The organism is Kluyvera sp. 1366 (assembly GCF_054823405.1).
This window is the reverse complement of record NZ_JBTRDW010000002.1, coordinates 429,441-448,811: the sequence shown is the minus strand read 5'-3', so window position 1 is coordinate 448,811 and position 19,371 is coordinate 429,441. Positions and strand designations below refer to the sequence as shown.

General features: G+C 49.9%; 20 protein-coding genes. 13 read left to right on the top strand and 7 right to left on the bottom strand.

Going from position 1 to position 19,371, the window contains the following annotated elements; genetic code table 11:
- Positions 1-73 precede the first annotated feature (73 nt).
- Complete coding sequence (locus ACVLVH_RS05595; RefSeq protein WP_498948933.1) at positions 74-1,315, bottom strand: hypothetical protein; 1,242 nt, start codon at positions 1,313-1,315, stop codon at positions 74-76.
- Between the two features lie 57 nt (positions 1,316-1,372).
- On the bottom strand, positions 1,373-3,193 hold the full coding sequence (locus ACVLVH_RS05590; protein WP_498948931.1) for a DUF4365 domain-containing protein: 1,821 nt from the start codon (positions 3,191-3,193) through the stop codon (positions 1,373-1,375).
- 1,013 nt (positions 3,194-4,206) lie between these two features.
- Between ACVLVH_RS05590 and ACVLVH_RS05585 the strand changes: the two genes are divergently transcribed.
- The gene (locus ACVLVH_RS05585) at positions 4,207-4,794 is read left to right on the top strand and encodes a hypothetical protein (protein ID WP_498948930.1); all 588 of its coding nucleotides are present in this window, start codon (positions 4,207-4,209) and stop codon (positions 4,792-4,794) included.
- Positions 4,795-5,316: 522 nt separating this feature from the next.
- Here ACVLVH_RS05585 and ACVLVH_RS05580 read toward each other — a convergent pair.
- Positions 5,317-6,171 carry a MurR/RpiR family transcriptional regulator gene (locus tag ACVLVH_RS05580; protein WP_101764164.1) on the bottom strand — a complete coding sequence of 285 codons (855 nt, stop codon included), beginning with the start codon at positions 6,169-6,171 and terminating at the stop codon, positions 5,317-5,319.
- A gap of 372 nt (positions 6,172-6,543) precedes the next feature.
- Here ACVLVH_RS05580 and zwf point away from each other — a divergent pair, with 372 nt between their 5' ends.
- Together zwf and ACVLVH_RS05570 are read left to right on the top strand one after the other, a co-directional pair.
- Positions 6,544-8,019, top strand: a complete 1,476-nt coding sequence (gene zwf, locus ACVLVH_RS05575; protein WP_064738913.1) for a glucose-6-phosphate dehydrogenase — start codon at positions 6,544-6,546, stop codon at positions 8,017-8,019.
- Between the two features lie 187 nt (positions 8,020-8,206).
- Positions 8,207-8,848, top strand: a complete 642-nt coding sequence (locus ACVLVH_RS05570; protein ID WP_008110463.1) for a bifunctional 4-hydroxy-2-oxoglutarate aldolase/2-dehydro-3-deoxy-phosphogluconate aldolase — start codon at positions 8,207-8,209, stop codon at positions 8,846-8,848.
- Between the two features lie 43 nt (positions 8,849-8,891).
- Here the strand turns inward: ACVLVH_RS05570 and purT are convergent, their stop codons facing one another.
- Positions 8,892-10,070, bottom strand: coding sequence for a formate-dependent phosphoribosylglycinamide formyltransferase (gene purT / locus ACVLVH_RS05565; RefSeq protein WP_312463971.1), 1,179 nt, complete (start codon positions 10,068-10,070; stop codon positions 8,892-8,894).
- Positions 10,071-10,231: 161 nt separating this feature from the next.
- Between purT and ACVLVH_RS05560 the strand changes: the two genes are divergently transcribed.
- Both ACVLVH_RS05560 and ACVLVH_RS05555 read left to right on the top strand, forming a co-directional pair.
- Positions 10,232-10,873 (top strand): tellurite resistance TerB family protein, encoded by a 642-nt coding sequence (locus tag ACVLVH_RS05560; protein WP_192411689.1) that lies wholly within the window; start codon positions 10,232-10,234, stop codon positions 10,871-10,873.
- Positions 10,874-11,012: 139 nt separating this feature from the next.
- Positions 11,013-13,076 carry a prolyl oligopeptidase family serine peptidase gene (locus ACVLVH_RS05555; protein ID WP_498948929.1) on the top strand — a complete coding sequence of 688 codons (2,064 nt, stop codon included), beginning with the start codon at positions 11,013-11,015 and terminating at the stop codon, positions 13,074-13,076.
- On the opposite strand, the gene exoX is transcribed toward ACVLVH_RS05555, so the two are convergent.
- Both exoX and ACVLVH_RS05545 read right to left on the bottom strand, forming a co-directional pair.
- A complete protein-coding gene (exoX, locus tag ACVLVH_RS05550; RefSeq protein WP_101764169.1) occupies positions 13,070-13,738 on the bottom strand; it encodes an exodeoxyribonuclease X in 669 nt (222 codons plus the stop codon). The genes ACVLVH_RS05555 and exoX overlap by 7 nt on opposite strands.
- A 3-nt stretch (positions 13,739-13,741) precedes the next feature.
- Positions 13,742-13,972, bottom strand: a complete 231-nt coding sequence (locus ACVLVH_RS05545) for a DNA polymerase III subunit theta (protein WP_008110458.1) — start codon at positions 13,970-13,972, stop codon at positions 13,742-13,744.
- A gap of 153 nt (positions 13,973-14,125) precedes the next feature.
- On the opposite strand from ACVLVH_RS05545, the gene copC reads away from it, so the two are divergent.
- From copC to ACVLVH_RS05510, 7 genes are all read left to right on the top strand, one after another.
- A complete protein-coding gene (gene copC, locus ACVLVH_RS05540) occupies positions 14,126-14,503 on the top strand; it encodes a copper homeostasis periplasmic binding protein CopC (protein ID WP_192411691.1) in 378 nt (125 codons plus the stop codon).
- A 3-nt stretch (positions 14,504-14,506) separates the two neighbouring features.
- Positions 14,507-15,388 carry a copper homeostasis membrane protein CopD gene (copD, locus tag ACVLVH_RS05535; protein ID WP_192411692.1) on the top strand — a complete coding sequence of 294 codons (882 nt, stop codon included), beginning with the start codon at positions 14,507-14,509 and terminating at the stop codon, positions 15,386-15,388.
- Between the two features lie 33 nt (positions 15,389-15,421).
- Positions 15,422-15,769, top strand: a complete 348-nt coding sequence (locus tag ACVLVH_RS05530; RefSeq protein WP_192411967.1) for a YebY family protein — start codon at positions 15,422-15,424, stop codon at positions 15,767-15,769.
- Positions 15,770-16,488: 719 nt separating this feature from the next.
- Positions 16,489-16,701 (top strand): transcription antiterminator/RNA stability regulator CspE, encoded by a 213-nt coding sequence (cspE, locus tag ACVLVH_RS05525; RefSeq protein ID WP_007889586.1) that lies wholly within the window; start codon positions 16,489-16,491, stop codon positions 16,699-16,701.
- Positions 16,702-16,703: 2 nt separating this feature from the next.
- Positions 16,704-16,847 (top strand): cold shock small protein YmcF, encoded by a 144-nt coding sequence (ymcF, locus tag ACVLVH_RS05520; RefSeq protein ID WP_312463974.1) that lies wholly within the window; start codon positions 16,704-16,706, stop codon positions 16,845-16,847.
- Positions 16,848-17,049: 202 nt separating this feature from the next.
- Positions 17,050-17,370, top strand: coding sequence for a hypothetical protein (locus ACVLVH_RS05515; protein ID WP_192411693.1), 321 nt, complete (start codon positions 17,050-17,052; stop codon positions 17,368-17,370).
- Between the two features lie 117 nt (positions 17,371-17,487).
- Positions 17,488-17,655, top strand: coding sequence for a hypothetical protein (locus ACVLVH_RS05510; RefSeq protein ID WP_168197457.1), 168 nt, complete (start codon positions 17,488-17,490; stop codon positions 17,653-17,655).
- Positions 17,656-17,733: 78 nt separating this feature from the next.
- Here ACVLVH_RS05510 and ACVLVH_RS05505 read toward each other — a convergent pair whose 3' ends face one another.
- Positions 17,734-18,465 (bottom strand): class I SAM-dependent methyltransferase, encoded by a 732-nt coding sequence (locus ACVLVH_RS05505; RefSeq protein WP_192411694.1) that lies wholly within the window; start codon positions 18,463-18,465, stop codon positions 17,734-17,736.
- 255 nt (positions 18,466-18,720) lie between these two features.
- On the opposite strand from ACVLVH_RS05505, the gene ACVLVH_RS05500 reads away from it, so the two are divergent.
- On the top strand, positions 18,721-19,368 hold the full coding sequence (locus ACVLVH_RS05500) for a metallophosphoesterase (protein ID WP_101764177.1): 648 nt from the start codon (positions 18,721-18,723) through the stop codon (positions 19,366-19,368).
- Positions 19,369-19,371 lie beyond the last annotated feature (3 nt).

Below are 19,371 nucleotides of genomic sequence, written 5' to 3'. Positions count from 1 at the left end.
TATGAAATAATTATCCATAAATAAATCGTAAAGCAATCTCCTTGTGTCTAGTGTAACTTTAAGCTCAATTTCGCTACAAGGTGAAAGACGGAAGCTCTCCAGACTCAGACTCAAATAAGTACTGCAAGTGCATTTCAATAAACCACAAAGCTACTATCTTTATCGTAAGTTTGTTACATAAGTATAAGAATCGAGTGTAGCTAATATCTCTTTGTGCCCCTGTTCCACCACTCCGATACTTGATCACCTCTCCGTCGTGCCATATAGATGCATGGTGCGAACCATTTCTTATAGTAGATTCCAAGTCACTCTCACAGAAAGCAGACATTAATGGGTTTGTTTTAAATGGATTTGTTTTATTTTCTTTGCTCACATCTTTTATATATTTGTTTAAAGTCATTGATTTAAATTCATCATAGCCTCTACCGTCAGTTATGTTATTTATACACGCGAGGACAGTTACATTGGAAGTTAAAGTTTCGTATGCGTCCCCATAAAAATTCTTGATTGAATCAAAGTTTTTAGAGCTAACAATGAGGTCGTCAATATCATCGTAAGATACTCTTGCGTAATACATTAATTGACCGAAATGATCACGATTGACCATATATGACGATAGAATATTAATGTAGCGCTGAAGGTTTTCTGTTTTGATTTCTTGTTTATAGAAGTTGTAGAAATCATCAAGCTTACCCTCTGCTTTTAAAATATCCAGCTTATCAATTATGGGATCAGCTATGGCAGGTGCAAGTGGGTAATGAAGTTTTTCAAGGTATTCATATAGTAAACTGAAGTGGGAATAATTTTCTCCGGAAACATAATATCGCCCATCCTCATTACGTTTCTTCATGTATATTTTCGCAATTCTCTCTGCATTATCCTTCTTATCATTTAAAAGCATTTGTAAGGCAGTCTTTAATTGTGACCATTTAGTTGGCGCATTAGGCACATCAAAATCATGCGACAAGCTAATCATTCGCTGGTTTTCATGAACTCTTAAGTGTTTATGTAGTAGGCTAAGCATATCCATAGAAGCGAACTTTCTAGGGTCGTGTAGGTCTTCTTTATTAAAGGCGCAAGCAGGGTGGAAGTTGATAATAGTTAATTGATCGTCGGGGATCCTTGGGATAACTTCGCAATTACTAGTTGCTTCTATGCTTGCATTCGGAGGGTCTGCTCTTACGGCAAGTACAATCGGTAAAAAACATTTTATGCAATCTAAATAATGTTGCTGATAACCGTCAATCCCTACACCGATTCTTGCTCTGTACACCTCTCCACAGGAAGAGCATTTAATGACTTCTGAAATTACCATGACCCATTTCCTCTATGAAATAACTATTATAAAATTAACTCTTTACTGTAATCACTTCTAAAATTTATATTTTTTCAGTAAGGAGTTATGCTTCTCTACTGCCTGTTCATACCAACCAAGAGTCCACGACCAGTCATCCTTTCTGGGCCGACAATCTGAGCATTTATCACAGAATGATTGTTTAAAGCTGTATCCAAAGTCGGGGCCACCAGTGTTGTCATAAAGCATATTCAATAGATTACCTGTTCCCTGAGCGTGACCATGCTGTAGACAAATCATCATGTGCATTCCGCCTAAAGAATGCATTCTAAGTGATTGCGCTAATAAACCGCCGGGTCGATAGTGCACGAATAAACTCTCACAGTTCTTCATAATAACTGTAGGATCATAATTTGCGAATCCAATTTTCATAAATTCGTAATGTTCTCCTTCCGTATCATCTGGGTCTAAGCCAAGATTTTTTGCCATGCTCAGAAAGTAATTTTTCTGTTCCTGAATTGTTAGCGAGAAGAAGTCTTCCTGACTATTTAAGTTGATCACGTATTGTTCCATTTCATTTAACACTTGGTTAAACTCAGGAATAGAAGAAAGGATGATTTCACGGGCATTTTTAGTTGCATCAGGGTTATCTTTTAGTGAAGCACTAAGAAGAAGATACAACCTTTCAGTTTTATTTATATCACCTGAGATAACACAGTAAGTCATGACAAGAGAAGATAATTTCTCGCTCCAATCGTCAAGGAACTTAATTGATTCTTTAGAGCCGCGAGCTTTGTGAATACCTTTGAATGCAAAAATTGAGGGGTATACATCAACGAAGATGTCCGTAAGAATATGGAACTGCCCATCACGAGTTACTCGATTACATAGCTCGATGATTTTTTGTAGAGATAAACAGCACTTTCTATAAAAATCTTGAGTTTGGTTGTTAAATATATAATGTTCAAAGGAGTCTTTCTTGAAATGATTTACCGAATGATGATGTGCATAAAGTTGATCAATCTGAATCTTAAATATAGCCTGTCGTGATTTACCAAAAGCTATAAGTCTATGCAAGCGACTCTTTTGGTCACGCGCCAGAGAAATCAGTGAAGAGCATATATTATAGTTCTCCCGTAAGATTTCCCTTTTAATATTTGTGAAAGGTGATATTTGAAATGCCTGCCAATAGTATAAAAGTGCCGTGAATCTATCTTTAGCTGGGACTATAGCTGATGCATAGAGTTCAAAAGAACGTGAGAGAACATCATTGTATTTCTTATCTGATAAAAGATTATGTAATTGTTGATGGTATGCCTTAAATAATGCCTCACCAATGTCCTCAATTTTCTTATTAAGAGTGGCTGGAGAGACCATGGGGTATCTAATGATTGATTCTTTAAGACCCTTGATGTCCAGATAATCCCAACAATCTGTGACTACATCCAGTATCCTAGAGGCCGAATGGTCGTCTTTTCTAATTAAGGTGTTTTCGACGGGGATATGAATCTGAATGAATTCGTTTAAGTTGGCACCCGCTGCCTTAACTCTAAGATCTTCATCATTGGTTAATGGTAACCAGTATATTTTTTCTGATGAAACTTCAACAACTATTAAGATAACCGGCACTTTAAATTCAAAGTAGTATCGTAGTCTCTCTAATTTTAGAGTGAAAGACAGAAGAGAGTTACCCTTAATATAATTTGATTGCTCTTCACCTTTGATTTGTACTTTAAATACGCTTTCTTTTCCGATAGCTTTGCCGCTGCTATCTTTAATTTCAATTTCACCGTCAATGCCAAAATCATTCTGGTCTTCCTGACTGCGAAATATCCAACTATTTGGAAGGTTGTATTCAAAAATGCGCCCAGCTTGAGTACCTATTTCACCAGAGTTCATTATGCACCCACTTAATTTTTATACTTTTAGTTAGAAAATGTTTGGAGTAAAGATCGGTGCTGAAGATGTTTAGCCTTCAGGATTTAGTTAGGCGAAGATACTGTTTGTAGGAATGCCCTAACTCTACGCAATAGCCCATTCGGAACGGTGCACACACTCAACGTCTGAGCTTGCGACTTCATGAGACTAATCTTAAACACGATGGCATCACATGGCAAGAGCTACATATACACTTCCCAACTTGAACCGGAAGTGGTAGTCAAGATTTTTAATTAACACCCACTATAGGGAGGGCACTCAGAATAATTCTTTCAGGGGATTACGATAGGTGCCACTAGCAGTGAATTGAGATAGAACTTTGAGACCACTGTCAACAAGTTTAATTACGACTCACTACTGGGGAGAGACTCAGAATAATTTATGTAGACACGCTCTGACCCACTTGTTACTCGCTTCTTTTCAGGGTGGGAACACTGTTACGCTTCGCGGTCTCTATGAGCCTGCTTCTTAGCTATTGGACAGTGAGGGTAATGAGTTTAGTAGACGCTAAGTCTACAGGGTGGAAAATCATAAAGATAAGACTTTGAGTGATGGTGATTATTAGCGATGAGCTAGACACCTTACTTTATGTTTATTCTTTTGGTTTAAAACCTAAGACACTTTAGATACTTACAGTGTAAAAGAATTGATTTAATTAAAAGATAATACTCTTTGATTAACTCTAAGATACCTCTAAGTAAGATGGCCATCATGTGATAGCAACCATCCCTCTTTATTCCCTCTCATAGTCACTCTGACCTATTCGCTTCGATTTAATCAAGTGGATCACTTTCTGACCACACCTTGTTAGACCCTGTAGTAAACCCCAAGCCATCGCAGGGCTTACCTTAATATAATCTTACACAGTCATTCTGTTTGCACTCTCAGTGCCTCTGCTGGTCCCCTTTTTGGTGGGACTGTGTAGGCCATCGGAGGGTGCGACTCTGAGAATGCAAACAAAAGGAAATACCAAAATGTTTACCTCATCTAATTTGAAGAATCACAAGCACGCCGACCATATCATTATTATTGAAGACCACGCCTTTAGAGCTAACGCTGACGGTATGTGGAATCTTACAGAGATCTGGAAGGTGCTCGAACTGACCCGCTCAAAAGAACCGGGCCGATGGGTCAATAAAGAATCTAAAGCCCTACGCGACAGGAACGAAATTTCGGTTCTGAAAGTCGGCAAGGTTTCACAGACGTTCGGCTCCAAGTTCGCAACCCTGCAATACGCTGGGTGGGTCTCTATGGAATTTGCTATGACTGTTTATGCCGCCTTTGAAGCTATCCTAGAGATGCCAGAAGTTGCCACAGTGGTGGCTAATAAGATGGTAGAGCTAGGCTACAACAAAGAAGCTGAACTCCTAGAGCGACAGAAAGATGCTCACCGCTACGCTATGGGTGAACTCAAAGCAATCTCTACTCGGGTCGATGGTCAACAGCCAGCCCGTATCTACGAGGCCCTTAAGCGCGGTAACGTGACCAAGGAGCTAGCCTTAGAGATGATCCCTGTGAAATCCGTTTGGCATAAACGAGTGGTGACCTTTGGGGTCATCTAAGCACAACAATGACAAGGAGGCTCCTATGGGTCATTCAAACTATGACCTGTCGGACCTCTTACTGATTCTGCAAGTGCTCCTATGGTCAATCAAGGTGGTTACTTAGTGACCTCTTTAAAAAATATAGCTCACGTGTGAAAGACCATTTAATAGATAAAGGTTCCCACTTTACCCCCATAGGGTGCCACTCTATGACCCTCTAAGTTCACCCTGTGTGATTCCCTTCCTTTATACGTTGCGTGTCTCTCCGTGATTCCCACAGCGTCTGGCGGTGACTCTCAGTGCTACCTACTGACACAAATACTGATACACGAGTGACACAAATAGTCTTGACCTAACGTGTAACCCTATGATCTACTGAGGGTCCTCCACCTAGTATCACCTCATGTTTCGTTCTTCTGAGACGTCTGGACATGAAGGACTCCGTTAGCAAAGTATCGTGTCGCTCTCAAGTGACACGTAGTGTTCATCTATTCTATATGATCGATGGGCTGTGATTCGACTCACATTGTGAATGTGATGTTAATTATTTTCCTGCGCCTGTTTCTCCAGGCGTGAATCTTTCAGCGCTTCTTTCACCCGTTTTAAATTTTCACGGAAAGCAGCGCCGCGCTCAAGGGTAAACCCTGTCGCCAGAACATCAATCACGGTTAATTGTGCGAGGCGGGAAACCATTGGCAGGTAGATATCGGTATCTTCGGGTACGTCGAGCGTCAAAGCCAGCGTGGCTTCCGCCGCCAGCGGGGAACCCGGAGAAGTGATAGCCAGCACAGTGGAAGCGTTTACACGCGCCAGGCGAGCCAGTTCTACCATATTTTTGGTGCGACCAGTATGTGAGATGAGAACAAACACATCGTTTGGACCACTATTTATGCAACTCATGCGCTGGATCACAATATCCTCTGACCAGATGACCGGCAGATTAAATCGCAAAAATTTATTGGTGGCGTCATGTGCCACCACGGCGGAGGCACCAAGGCCAAAAAAGGCAATTTTATGCGCCTTTGACAGCGCCTGAACCGCCTGACGAATCACCTGAGAGTCGAGTTGCTGGCGGACGCGGCTGAGGCCGGCTAACGCGGAATCAAAAATTTTGTGGCTATAGCTTTCCACACTGTCATTTTCTTCCACATCGCGGCTCACCCAGTTCGGGCTTTTGACCAGGCTCTGCGCGAGTTGCAATTTGAAGTCAGGAAAGCCGCGCGTGCCCATACGATGGCAGAAGCGATTCACCGTCGGTTCGCTGACGTCAGCGGCGCGTGCCAGCGTGGCGATGCTGGAGTGCATCGCCTGTTGCGGCGCGGCAAGAATCTGCTCTGCGACTTTACGTTCTGATTTGCTTAACGCATCGAGTTGCGCCTGAATCTGTTCCAGCATGGTTTAACCTAATGAGCGTCAATCACTTTTTCGCGTTCATCAATCAATGAAATCGCTGCCAATTCACAAGAATATACCGTGTAATAGCCCCTCGCACGCAGCGGAGGACAAATGTAAACGCGATTTTTTTGCGATACTTTGATCGCTGACGTGTTTTGCCACGACAAATATCGAAACAGAAAATGTGCTCAAATGGCACGCTACAACACACTTAACACCTTTATTACGTTCACAGTTAACGCCAGCAAAACACTGCGTTCGGGTTGTCCTAAACCCGCTAAAAACGTACATTGTGCTGTAAGAAAATTACAATAAGGACCTGGCGTGATGAGAACGCTCAAGCCGGGTATATCCTGCAACGAGGAGAGGAAAATGGCGGTTACACAAACAGCCCAGGCATGCGATCTGGTGATTTTCGGTGCCAAAGGCGATCTCGCGCGCCGTAAACTGTTGCCATCACTGTATCAGCTGGAAAAAGCCGGTCAGATTCATGAAACCACTCGCATTATTGGCGTGGGTCGCGCGGATTGGGATAAAGCCGCGTATACCAAAGTGGTACGTGAAGCGCTGGAAACCTTCATGAAAGAGAAGATCGATGAAGCGCTGTGGGACACCCTCAGCAGCCGTCTCGACTTCTGTAACCTCGACGTAAATGACACCTCGCATTTCACCAAACTGGGCAAAATGCTTGACCAGAAAAACCGCGTCACCATTAACTACTTCGCCATGCCGCCAAGCACCTTTGGCGCGATTTGCGACGGTCTGGGCGCCGCCAAGCTGAACGCCAAACCGGCACGCGTAGTAATGGAAAAGCCGCTCGGCACCTCATTGGAAACCTCACAAGAGATCAATGACAGCGTCGGCAAATACTTCGAAGAAGGCCAGGTTTTCCGTATTGACCACTATCTCGGTAAAGAGACGGTGCTCAACCTGCTGGCGCTGCGTTTTGCCAACTCCATCTTCGTCAACAACTGGGACAATCGCACCATCGATCACGTGCAGATCACCGTGGCAGAAGAGGTGGGCATCGAAGGCCGTTGGGGTTACTTCGACAAAGCCGGCCAGATGCGTGACATGATTCAGAACCACCTGTTGCAGATCCTCACCATGATTGCCATGTCGCCGCCGTCCGATCTGAGCGCGGATGCGATTCGTGATGAGAAAGTGAAAGTGCTGCGCTCACTGCGTCGTATCGATCAAACCAACGTGCGCGAGAAAACCGTACGCGGTCAGTACACCGCCGGCTTTGTGCAGGGCAAGAAAGTGCCAGGTTATCTGGAAGAAGAGGGCGCTAACAAGCAGAGCGCCACGGAAAGCTTTGTTGCTATTCGCGTGGATATCGATAACTGGCGTTGGGCTGGTGTGCCGTTCTATCTGCGTACCGGCAAGCGCTTGCCAACCAAATGCTCTGAAGTGGTGGTGTATTTCAAGAATCCTGAGATGAACCTGTTTAAGGATTCGTACGCTGAACTGCCGCAGAACAAGCTGACCATTCGTCTGCAGCCGGACGAAGGCGTGGATATCGAAATACTGAACAAAGTGCCGGGACTTGACCACAAGCATAAACTGCAGACCACCAAGCTGGATTTGAGCTACTCCGAAACCTTCAACCAGTCGCATCTGGCCGATGCTTACGAGCGTCTGCTGCTGGAAACCATGCGCGGTATTCAGGCGCTGTTTGTGCGTCGTGATGAAGTTGAAGCAGCGTGGGGCTGGGTGGATTCGATCATTGATGCCTGGAGCGCCGATGCCGAAGCGCCGAAGCCGTATCAGGCGGGAACATGGGGACCGGTTGCCTCTGTCGCGATGATTACTCGCGATGGCCGTTCCTGGAACGAGTTCGAATAGAAACCTCATGCTGAGCCCGCCAAATGTGCGGGCTTTTTTACGTCCACAATTCATTTTTCTGAAAAGTGAACCAGAGTTTCAAAAAATTCTGATATCCGATGGACGCCGCTCCAGACGATCTTGTATGGTAGAGCCCAATTATTGACAGCGTGGCTAAACGCCGGGCTGATGCAACTAAGGAAACGTGATGAAGAACTGGAAAACAAGTGCTGAACAGATCCTGAAAACTGGCCCGGTCGTGCCGGTTATCGTGGTGAACAAGCTGGAACACGCGGTGCCGATGGCGAAAGCGCTGGTGGCTGGCGGTGTGCGCGTGCTGGAAGTGACGCTGCGTACCCCGGTGGCGATGGACGCGCTGCGTGCCATGATTAAAGAAGTACCGGAAGCGATTGTCGGTGCGGGCACGGTGATCAACACCCAGCAACTGAAAGAAGTCACTGACGCCGGTGCGCAGTTTGTCATCAGCCCAGGATTGACGGAATCGCTGCTGAAAGCCGCGGTTGAAGGTCCGGTGCCATTGATTCCAGGTATCAGCACGGTTTCAGAACTGATGACTGGCATGGATTACGGCCTGCGGGAGTTCAAATTCTTCCCGGCGGAAGCCAATGGTGGCGTGAAAGCATTATCCGCGATTGGCGGTCCGTTCCCGCAGGTGCGTTTCTGTCCAACTGGCGGCATCTCGCCAGCCAACTATCGAGACTATCTGGCGCTGAAAAGCGTGCTGTGCATTGGCGGTTCGTGGCTGGTACCGAATGATGCGTTGGAAAGCGGTGACTGGGATCGTATTACGCGTCTGGCGCGTGAAGCGGTTGAAGGGGCTCGCGCATAAGTTCATGAAGTGGTCGTCATTGATGGCGACCACTTCATCTTACTTAACCTTCGACTTGTACCGCGGCCGCACTCGCCACGGCGCGCGCGATAGCGTCATCGGTGTTTTCACCGGTTGCCAAAGCCACGCCTAAACGGCGCTGACCGGCGATTTCCGGCTTACCAAACAGGCGCAGCTGCAATCCGGCACCCAGCGCGGCTTCGATATTGCCGAACACGACGTTCTGGCTGTTCAGCTCAGGCAAAATCACTGCCGACGCAGCGGGACCGTATTGACGAATGCCGCCAATCGGCAGGCCGAGGAAAGCGCGCACATGCAGCGCGAACTCGGACAGATCCTGCGAAATCAGCGTGACCATGCCGGTATCATGCGGACGCGGTGACACTTCGCTGAACACCACTTCATCACCGCACACGAACAGCTCCACGCCAAACAGGCCGTATCCACCGAGCGCTTTTACCACGTTAGCGGCGATATCCTGCGCGCGTTGCAGCGCCAGTTCACTCATCTGCTGCGGCTGCCATGATTCACGATAATCGCCATCTTCCTGACGATGACCAATCGGCGCGCAGAAGTGAATGCCATCTACTGCGCTGATGGTCAGCAGGGTGATTTCAAAATCAAACTTCACCACGCCTTCAACGATCACGCGGCCCGCACCGGCACGTCCGCCTTGCTGCGCATAATCCCAGGCTTTGTCCAACTGGCTGGCTTCGCGAATAAAGCTCTGGCCTTTACCGGATGAGCTCATCACCGGCTTAACGATGCACGGGAATCCAATCGCCTCAGCCGCGGCCACAAAATTCTCTTTGCTGTCAGCAAACTGGTAAGTCGATGTTGGTAAGGACAACTCTTCCGCCGCCAGACGGCGAATGCCTTCGCGGTTCATGGTCAGACGTGCGGCGCGTGCGGTCGGCACCACTTTCTGACCTTGCGCTTCCAGCTCCAGCAGTTTTTCGGTGGCGATGGCTTCAATTTCTGGTACCACGAAGTGCGGCTTTTCCTCTGCAATCAGCGCGGCCAGCGCGTCGCCGTCCAGCATGTTGATCACATAGCTGCGATGCGCAACGTGCATCGCCGGAGCATCGGCGTAACGATCCACCGCGATCACTTCCACACCAAGACGCTGGCACTCAAGTGCCACTTCTTTGCCTAATTCGCCTGAACCTAACAGCATGACACGCGTAGCGGCAGGGCGCAGCGCGGTTCCGAGAGTCGTCATAATTTCACCTTAGCAGTCAAAATGCGCGCGCAGTATAAACGAAAACGTTTGCGTACTCACGCTTTCGCCGCGATGAGGTTTGCCATACTTTTCCCGCTCTGACGTTAACTGACACAGCCTGCGGCAGCATGGAGAACGGAAAAGTAAACAGGAGTTAAACTATGAGCAATTGGCTGCAGCAAATTCAATCGGTGCTGGCGAAAAAGTGTGGAGACGGAAAATCGGGCGGTTTAAGTGACATGCTGGCCCCCGGCGCATTGGGCGGGCTGGCGGGATTGCTGGTAGGCAGCAAATCCACGCGTAAGCTGCTGACCAAATATGGCGGCAAAGCCTTGCTGTTGGGCGGCGGCGCGGCGGCGGGCGCGCTATTGTGGAACAAATACAAACAGCGCATACGTGAAACCCATCAGGACGATGCGGGCTTTGGCCAGCTGCAAACGCCGATGGATCAACGCGCAGAGCGTTTAGTCACGGCGCTGGTGTTCGCGGCGAAAAGTGATGGTCACATTGACGATCAAGAGCGTGCCGCAATTGAGCAAAATATCCAGCAGGCCGGCTACGGCGCACAAGCCGAAGCGCTGATTCAGCAGGCGATGAATCGCCCGCTCGATCCCAACTGGCTGGCCGCTGACGTTAAAAACGAAGAAGAGGCGCTGGAACTCTATTTCCTCAGCTGTGCAGCCATTGATGTCGACCACTTTATGGAGCGTAGCTATCTCTCCGCGCTCGGCGATGCGCTGAAAATTCCCCAGGATGTGCGCGACGGTATTCAGCGCGATATCGACGCGGAAAAAGCTGCTTAATTCCGTGCGAAGGTTGCATCCGCAGCCTTCGCTTTTCATCTTTTGCTTACCCTGCGTAAAGTGATGCTGCGTGTAGCTTGGCATCGTGCGTGATTAGTGCCACGCTTGCTGAATGTTGTCCTTCAGGGAGAAGAGCCTAATGAATCAGCCACACGCGAAAAAAATTCCCCATGTCATGAAGCTGCACGGTGAAACGCGCATCGATAATTATCATTGGTTACGTGATGACGACCGCGAGAATCCAGAGGTGCTGGCCCATCTGCACGCCGAAAATGATTACGGCCGTGCGATGATGGCGTCGCAGAATCCGCTGCAGGAACGGGTGTTGAAAGAGATCGTTGACCGCATTCCACCGCAGGATCACTCGGTGCCCTATGTGAAAAACGGTTATCGCTATCAAAGCCGCTATGAAGTGGGCAACGAGTATCCGGCTTATTTCCGGCAGCCCGTTGACGCGCCAGCTGATGAGCCCTGGCAGCTATTGCTCGATGGAAACCAGCGGGCTGCGCACAGTGATTTTTACACCATGGGCGCGCTGGCGATTACACCGGACAATCAGGTGATGGCCTTAGCGGAAGACTTCCTGTCGCGCCGCCAATACGGCATTCGCTTCCGTAATTTGCAGAGCGGTAGCTGGTATCCGGAAGTGCTGACCAATGCGTCATCCAGCGTTGCCTGGGCCAACGATTCCCGCACGCTCTATTACGTGCGTAAGCATCCGAAAACGCTGCTGGCGTATCAGGTGTGGCGCCATGAGCTGGGCCATCCGCAATCTGACGATCAGCTGGTGTATGAAGAGAAGGATGACTCTTTTCACCTCAGCGTTCATAAAACCACCTCCGAGCACTTCATTCTGATTGCGTTGTACAGCACCAACACCAGCGAGATTCTGCTGATCGACGCCGAATATCCGGATGCGCAGCCGCAAGCCTTTTGTCCACGTCGCCGCGACCACGAATACAGCATCGATCACTACAATCATCAGTTCTACATTCGCTCAAATCGCGATGGCAAAAATTTCGGGCTTTATCGCAGCGCGTGGCTGGCGGAAGCACGCTGGCAATCGCTGATCCCGGCGCGTGACAATGTGGTGCTGGAAGATTTTCAGCTGTTTCGTCATTGGCTGGTAGTCGAAGAGCGTCAGCACGGCGTAAACACCTTGCGGCAGATAAACTGGGAGAGCGGCGAAAGCTTTGGTATCGCCTTCGACGATCCCGCCTATGTCACCTGGCTTGCCTACAATCCTTCGCCAGAAAGCGACACCTTGCGCTACGGCTACTCTTCCATGACCACGCCGACTACCTTGTTTGAACTGAACATGGAAACCGGCGAGCGTCGCGTGCTAAAGCGCACGCCGGTGCCGGGCTTCAAATCGGAGGATTACAAAAGTGAGCACCTGTGGATCACGGTGCGTGATGGCACAGAGGTTCCGGTTTCGCTGGTCTATCACCGCAAGCATTTCCAGCGCGGCAACAATCCGTTGCTGGTGTACGGTTATGGCGCTTACGGCAGCAGCATGGATGCCAGCTTTGGCACCAGCCGCATCAGCTTGCTGGAGCGCGGCTTCGTCTACGCGATAATTCACGTGCGTGGCGGCGGCGAGCTCGGCCAGCAATGGTACGACGGTGGCCGCCTGAAGAATAAAATCAACAGCTTCACCGACTTTATTGATGTCACCGAAGCGCTGGTGGCGAAGGGTTATGGTCATCGCCAGCAGCTCTACGCGATGGGCGGCAGCGCCGGCGGATTACTGATGGGCGGCGTGGTGAACATGGCGCCGGAGCTGTTCCACGGCGTGGTGGCGCAGGTGCCATTTGTCGATGTGGGAACGACCATGCTCGATCCGACGATTCCGCTGACCACCGGCGAATACGATGAGTGGGGCAATCCCGAACAGGCGGAGTTCTATCACACCATTCGCCAATACAGTCCGTATGACAACATCGAGGCCAAAGCCTATCCGCATTTGCTGGTTACCACCGGTTTGCACGATTCGCAGGTGCAGTATTGGGAACCGGCTAAGTGGGTGGCGAAACTGCGTGAGCTGAAAACCAACGATTCACTGCTGTTGCTCTGCACCGAGATGGATTCTGGCCACGGCGGTAAATCGGGCCGCTTCAAAGCGTATGAAGGGGTGGCGCAGGAGTTCACTTTCCTGATTGGCCTGGCGCAGGGCAGCTTGCCAGACCGCGTCGATTACTGATCGCTCTTCACATACTTGCGCAGCGCCTGCCGTAACGGTGGGCGCAAATCACGCACATTTTCCAGCACCCAACGCAGATAGCCGGGATCTTTACGCGCGATACTGCCAATACTCTGACCGCGATATTTGCCGAACGGGAACACATCGCCGCTCACGGGCGCGGGCTGGCACAAATTCGCCATCTGCTCGGCGTTCCAGCCGGAGGTTTCCATAATGCGGATCAGTAGCGCAGCGGTGACGTAGCAGTCATACAATGCGCGGTGCGCATGCAGTTCGGCCGGTGGCGTGACATCCAGCTTCAGGCTGTGGCGCAGCGCCTGATTGCCATATTTGATGCCTGGCCACAGCTGACGCGCCAGCGTCATGGTGCAGATCCATTCGCCCGGCATAGTGGGCAACATGCGGCGATCAAAACTGGCGTTGTGTGCCACGTAATGCGGACTGCCGTGATAGCGGCCAATCGCTTCTTCGATAGTGGGTTTTCCCATCACCATCGCTTCAGTAATGCGATGTACCGCCATCGCCTGACGACTGATTGGGCGATCCGGGCAGATTAAGTCGCTCATCGGATTGACGATCTGACCATCAATGACATCCACCGACGCCACTTCCACCACGCCACCCTGCAGGCCGCAGGTTTCGGTATCAATTACACGTAACATAAATTACTTCTGCTTCGGTTCGTAGGGCAGGCGCGACAGGCTAAGCGAAGCCTGGCGATAGTTCATTAAGCGCTGACGAAACCAGTCACGCAGCGCTTCGGGCTGCTCGCGTTCCACCATTTCGGCAATCACCGGCATATTGTAGCGCTCTTTGAATGCAACGCCCGCGGCGGCCAGATCGACATTGACTTTGTCTTTCTCTTCCTGCGAGAGCAGGGCAAGGTTTTGGCTCATGCTTTTCTCCTGATAAACAGGGGCAAAAGTAATGGTTTCGGACCCTGGGATCAAGCGGATTGGATCGCACCGCAAGTCTCGACACCTGCGGATCGGCGGCGTATCCTGCTGCCACGTTTGCGGTGGTTTGCCGCAGTTAATAGGGAAGAAGTCATGAAGAAAACTGCGTTCAACGCTGTCGTCGCGCTACTTCTGGCGTCATCAACGCTGGCCTTCAGCCAGGTTGCTATGGCACACGCTCACCTGAAAACCCCGGTACCAGCCGACAAAGCGGTGGTGGAAACCTCCCCGCAGAATTTAACGTTGACCTTTACCGAGGATGTTGAAGCGGCATTCAGTGGCGTGGATGTGCTCGATGCACAACATCAACCCATTACGGTCGGGAAAGCCAGACTCAACGATAAACAACACCATCAGCTGATTGTACCGATCAGCCAGCCGCTGCCGTCGGGCAACTATCAGGTGAACTGGCATGTGCTGTCCGTTGACGGACATAAAACTAAAGGCAGCTACACCTTCAGCGTGAAGTGATTGATGAGTTTGAGCACGCTGTGGATTGGACTGCGAGCGCTGCATTTTTTGTCGGTGCTGCTGCTCGCCGGTAGCGCCTTTTATACCGCGCTACTGGCGCCGCGCCGCTATCGTCCGCTGCTATCACAGCGTTTAGCTTTACTTCTCCGTACCAGCGCGCTGCTGAGTTTATTCAGCGCCCTGTTGATGCTGGCAACGCAAACCGGCTTGATGAGCGGCGACTGGCGTAATGTCAGTGACAGCGCAACCTGGCAGGCGGTGCTCAGCACGCGCTTCGGCCAGGTTTGGTGTTGGGAAATCGCTTTTGCACTGCTGAGCACGTTAGCGCTGCTGCTGCGTGGCACACTGCGGCAAAATCTGCTGCTATGCAGCGGCCTGTTACAGTTGGTGGCGTTAGCCGGTGTTGGGCATGCCGCGATGCGCGATGGCTGGCCCGGATTGCTGCAACAAGGCAATCACGCGCTGCATTTAATTGCGGCTGCATTTTGGGCGGGCGGATTACTGCCGTTGTTATTACTGATGCGTGAAGCGCGGCAGATCGCTTTTCGCACCGATGCGATTCGCTGCATGATGCGCTTCTCGCGTTACGGTCACCTGGCGGTGGCGCTCGCGCTGCTGACGGGCATCATCAATAGCGTGCTGATTGCCGGTTCGCCGTTGCATTGGCAAGCCACGCTGTGGAGCGAACTGCTGGTGGTGAAAGTGCTGCTGGTCATGCTGATGATCGCTATTGCGCTGACCAATCGCTATCTGCTGGTGCCGCGCTTTCGCCTGGCGGCCAGTAACGCAGCGCATCTGTTTATTCGCCTGACGCAGCTTGAGCTGCTGCTGGCCATTATTGTAATTGGGTTGGTGAGCGTGTTTGCTACGCTGTCACCGGCCTGAATGTGACATTCAAGAAGATGAAATGAGGTCGATATTTTGCTGAAGAAACTGATTCCAGCTTGCGTATTGATGGCGCTGTGCAGCCAGGCGATGGCGGCACAGATTATTACCGTCAGCCGTTTTGAGATTGGAAAAGACAAATGGCCCTTCACCCGCGAAGAGGTGATGTTGACCTGCGAGAAAGACGGCGCGCTGTTCGCGATTAACCCGGGCACTTTGTTGCAGTATCCGCTCAACGATAAAGCCTTTGCGCGCAAAACGGCCGGGCGGGGCACACTGCAATCGATCGACACCATTGTCGCCGTTGATAAAGCCCATCCAGGCCAGAAAATGAGTCTGCAACCGATCATCGACCGCGCGCAGCAACTGTGCGGTAAGTAATCCCTATATTCTCAGGCGTAGCGCACAATTCTGCCGCTACGCTTGCTTCCTCGTTCTGTCACCACGATCACAGAGTTGTCACCTTTCGCGACCAAACCGCATGATTGGCTGGAAAACCAGCAATCCTGGTCTACCTTTAAATGGCAAGGCGTCCTCGCCTGCAAAAATGCCAACTTTTAGCGCACGGCTCCCAAAGAGCCATTTCCCTGGACCGAATATAGGAATCGTATTCGGTCTTTTTTTATCTGCATAATAATGAATTGTCTGCACGCGTTAGGCTTACCTTTATGCTGGCATCTACACTTAATTCTCTTAGCAACTCAGGAGGATTTATGTCTGATAGACCGATTGAAGCGGATGAGCTTGAAGAAGATACTAAGGTGAAGCCGGATGAGCATGAAAAAGACGATGAGAGTCTGGCACCGGAGTCGGGCGACAAGCAGCCTGATTGATGATTAAACCCACTTCGGTGGGTTTTTTATTTTCTGTTTTTCTTTTTTATATGAAATAAAAATTTTTTTACCTTGCTACCTGGTAAGATAAATGCGTTAATGCGTCGTCGGTCTGAATAGCAGACAGTTAGAAGGTTAGTTCCCATTGTATTTCTCATCCCGGTTAGTGCCGCTTCAAGCCCTTTCTCTTTGAGTCTTATCCTAAGTTCTGATTCGTATCTGCAACTCGGCCCTTACGCCAATAGGCTCATTTAAAAGGTAAAAATTATGTCTAATAAAATTCTTGGAACGGTAAAATGGTTCAACTCAGAAAAAGGCTTCGGCTTTATTTCTCCTGAAAATGGCAGCAAGGACGTTTTCGTCCACTTCTCAGCCATTCAGGGCACTGATTATCGCTCACTTGATGAAGGTCAGCGTGTTGAGTTTTCAGTTGAAGATGGTCCAAAAGGTCCGTCTGCAACAAATGTATTAGGTCTGTAATTATTCGCATTTATAATCGTTTAAGATGTCCGCATTGCCAGAGTTCACAATATCGTACCTCCGCGTTCGATATTACGAAAGTGAACCCACATGGCGCTAAATGTATTTTCTGCAAATCATCAATGATTGTGTTGAAAACTGCTTAATAGCGGATATTCTGCCCTGATAATTATCAGGGCTTATCAGGCAATTGCCTGATATCAGAATCATTAGCACTGCTCAGGCAGTGCTTTTTTATTTTAAATACCCCCGCACATCTTCACTTATTCCCACGTTTACCCTCTTACCCACATGCTACTTTTTCTCTTATTCCGAAATAAATTACCGTCGTAGAGAGAATCTTGCGAGATGCACAAGCCCGTTATCCTGATCGCCTTGCTGCTGAGTGGTTGCGCACTGAAACAGTATCCGCAGTCCGCCAAAGTGAGTGATGCCGAAGCGCAAACCTATGACTGTGCAGCACTGAATCAGGAGATCGCTAAAAGCCAAAGCGTTCAGCAGCAGATTGATAAAACCGGCGAGTTTGATGCGCTAACGGTATTGGGATTCGTCGGGGATTTTGGTATCGGTAACGGCGTTGCAAAGGTCAGCGCTAACAATAAAGCTGCGGCGCGTTTGCAACAGCTGGAAAATCTCAAAACAGTGCGTTGTGCGCATAACGCGACTTGATCGTTAACGGGTGGCAAATAACCTGCAAAAAAGATGCGGTCATATAGCAGCAGTCAGCCTGTGCGAAAAATGGTATAACGTTGGCGCATCTGATTAATGGCCGGATAAGGATCCTTCATGGCAAATACACAATATCTACTTTGGGTAATGATTGGCACACTCACGCTGCTTTGTATCTTTATTGGTGTGGTGGTTGGCCGCGCCAAAACGCCGCGCATTGGAACGCTGACATTCGCCGGTTTATTAGCCTTCTTCTTGATGGCGATCTTTTTAATCACACGCTAGTACGCAATGCGCGCTCAATGCCGTTAATAGCGCTGCAGAGATTTGTAAAAGGCTGCAGTGCGCAGCCTCAATTCAACGTCACAGCGGTTTACGCGCGGCCAGCAAGAACATCATCGGACGATCGCGTTCTTCCGCCAGCGCGGGATTGAGTGCAACCATCTCTTCGCTCGGGCCCCATTCATCAAGATGTACGATCTCAAATCCTGCGCCAATTAACGCATTGATCCAGGTTGCCAGCTTGCGATGTTGCTTCTTCACGCCATCGGCAAACCAGTTGCTGATGCGTTCCCCTTCCTGCTGGTAATGATTAACTGGCCAGCTGCGCTGCTGCTGTTCATCCACAATCCACTGCTGTTGAGTAGGTGCAGTGTAAATCGGATGCTCACAGGAAAACACCAGCGCGCCGCCCGGCGTTAGCGCCTCAAACACGGTTGCGAAGAGTGCGTCAATATTGCTGAGGTAGTGCAGCGCCAGCGAGCTGTAGGCGAGATCATAGGATTCGTTCAGTTGCAGCGATTCTAAATCGGCGCGCTGATAGCGAATCCCGGTTCCCTGCGTCATGGTCGCGGCTTGCGCTAACATCTTCTCGGAAACGTCCAGACCTAGCACCTCGCGCGCGCCTTGCTGCTGCGCGTAGCGGCAAAACCAGCCGTAACCGCAGCCGAGATCGAGAATACGTTTATCATGCAGGACGGGTAGTAGCGCACGCAGTGCGGGCCATTCTGGCGCGCCGTCTAATCCCTTAACGGAACGTGGCAAAGTGGCGTAACCGGCAAAAAAAGTGGGGTTGTCGTAAATATTCTGGCTCATACAGGCTCCTTTATATGATGCGCAAAGGAGTTTAGGCGTTTAGCGCGGAATGTAAAGTCGCGTAATTATCCCACAAATAATAGATGTACCAGACGAGCGAGTGATTCCAGCAGCAGCAAGCTACCGATGAAAATAACGATTAATACACCAATGAATTGCTTCCGTCCGCTCATGCTGTTCCCTCCGCTGGCTAACGTTGCCGGACTATACTTTAAGCCGGGCTCACTAAACTTCCAGTCAACCGGGGAAGATTACATGCTTTACCAAAAGGTGAACGCGCAAATGTGGCGAAATATTTGGGTGGTTGGCGATCTGCACGGTTGCCGCGCCCAACTCGATGCGCAACTGCTCAAGCGGGATTTTGATAAGCAGCAGGATCTACTGCTGTCGGTGGGCGATTTAATCGATCGTGGCCCGGACAGCCCCGGCTGTTTAGCGCTGATGCAGGAGCCCTGGTTTCGCTGCGTGCGCGGCAATCATGAGCAGATGGCGCTCGCTGCGCTGGATGGGCGCGACCAAACCTTGTGGATGATGAACGGCGGCGAGTGGTTCTGGCAACTCAAAGGCGCAGCGTTGATCGCTGCGCGCCATGCGTTGAAGCGCTGTGCTGAGTTACCGTTGATCCTGCATCTGGATTTCGGCGATCGCGTGGTGGTGATTGCCCACGCCGATTATCCCGCCAGTCATTATGCGTTAGGGAAAGAGGTTGACTGGCAGCAAGTGGTGTGGAGTCGCGATCGACTGGGACGCCATCAACGCGGCAGTTCAGCCCACATCGATGGCGCCAGTGATTTCTACTTCGGCCACACGCCGTTAGAACAACCGCTCAATGTGGCGAATCAGCATTACATCGATACCGGCGCGGTCTTCGGCAATCGCCTCACCCTGGTGCAGTTGCAGTAACGC

What these genes read in the sequence shown, in the direction of transcription:
- ACVLVH_RS05595 (WP_498948933.1), bottom strand. Translation starts at nt 1,315, where the DNA reads ATGGTAATTTCAGAAGTCATTAAATGCTCTTCCTGTGGAGAGGTGTAC.
- ACVLVH_RS05590 (WP_498948931.1), bottom strand. Translation starts at nt 3,193, where the DNA reads ATGAACTCTGGTGAAATAGGTACTCAAGCTGGGCGCATTTTTGAATAC.
- ACVLVH_RS05585 (WP_498948930.1), top strand. Translation starts at nt 4,207, where the DNA reads ATGTTTACCTCATCTAATTTGAAGAATCACAAGCACGCCGACCATATC.
- ACVLVH_RS05580 (WP_101764164.1), bottom strand. Translation starts at nt 6,171, where the DNA reads ATGCTGGAACAGATTCAGGCGCAACTCGATGCGTTAAGCAAATCAGAA.
- zwf (WP_064738913.1), top strand. Translation starts at nt 6,544, where the DNA reads ATGGCGGTTACACAAACAGCCCAGGCATGCGATCTGGTGATTTTCGGT.
- ACVLVH_RS05570 (WP_008110463.1), top strand. Translation starts at nt 8,207, where the DNA reads ATGAAGAACTGGAAAACAAGTGCTGAACAGATCCTGAAAACTGGCCCG.
- purT (WP_312463971.1), bottom strand. Translation starts at nt 10,070, where the DNA reads ATGACGACTCTCGGAACCGCGCTGCGCCCTGCCGCTACGCGTGTCATG.
- ACVLVH_RS05560 (WP_192411689.1), top strand. Translation starts at nt 10,232, where the DNA reads ATGAGCAATTGGCTGCAGCAAATTCAATCGGTGCTGGCGAAAAAGTGT.
- ACVLVH_RS05555 (WP_498948929.1), top strand. Translation starts at nt 11,013, where the DNA reads ATGAATCAGCCACACGCGAAAAAAATTCCCCATGTCATGAAGCTGCAC.
- exoX (WP_101764169.1), bottom strand. Translation starts at nt 13,738, where the DNA reads ATGTTACGTGTAATTGATACCGAAACCTGCGGCCTGCAGGGTGGCGTG.
- ACVLVH_RS05545 (WP_008110458.1), bottom strand. Translation starts at nt 13,972, where the DNA reads ATGAGCCAAAACCTTGCCCTGCTCTCGCAGGAAGAGAAAGACAAAGTC.
- copC (WP_192411691.1), top strand. Translation starts at nt 14,126, where the DNA reads ATGAAGAAAACTGCGTTCAACGCTGTCGTCGCGCTACTTCTGGCGTCA.
- copD (WP_192411692.1), top strand. Translation starts at nt 14,507, where the DNA reads ATGAGTTTGAGCACGCTGTGGATTGGACTGCGAGCGCTGCATTTTTTG.
- cspE (WP_007889586.1), top strand. Translation starts at nt 16,489, where the DNA reads ATGTCTAATAAAATTCTTGGAACGGTAAAATGGTTCAACTCAGAAAAA.
- ACVLVH_RS05515 (WP_192411693.1), top strand. Translation starts at nt 17,050, where the DNA reads ATGCACAAGCCCGTTATCCTGATCGCCTTGCTGCTGAGTGGTTGCGCA.
- ACVLVH_RS05510 (WP_168197457.1), top strand. Translation starts at nt 17,488, where the DNA reads ATGGCAAATACACAATATCTACTTTGGGTAATGATTGGCACACTCACG.
- ACVLVH_RS05505 (WP_192411694.1), bottom strand. Translation starts at nt 18,465, where the DNA reads ATGAGCCAGAATATTTACGACAACCCCACTTTTTTTGCCGGTTACGCC.
- ACVLVH_RS05500 (WP_101764177.1), top strand. Translation starts at nt 18,721, where the DNA reads ATGCTTTACCAAAAGGTGAACGCGCAAATGTGGCGAAATATTTGGGTG.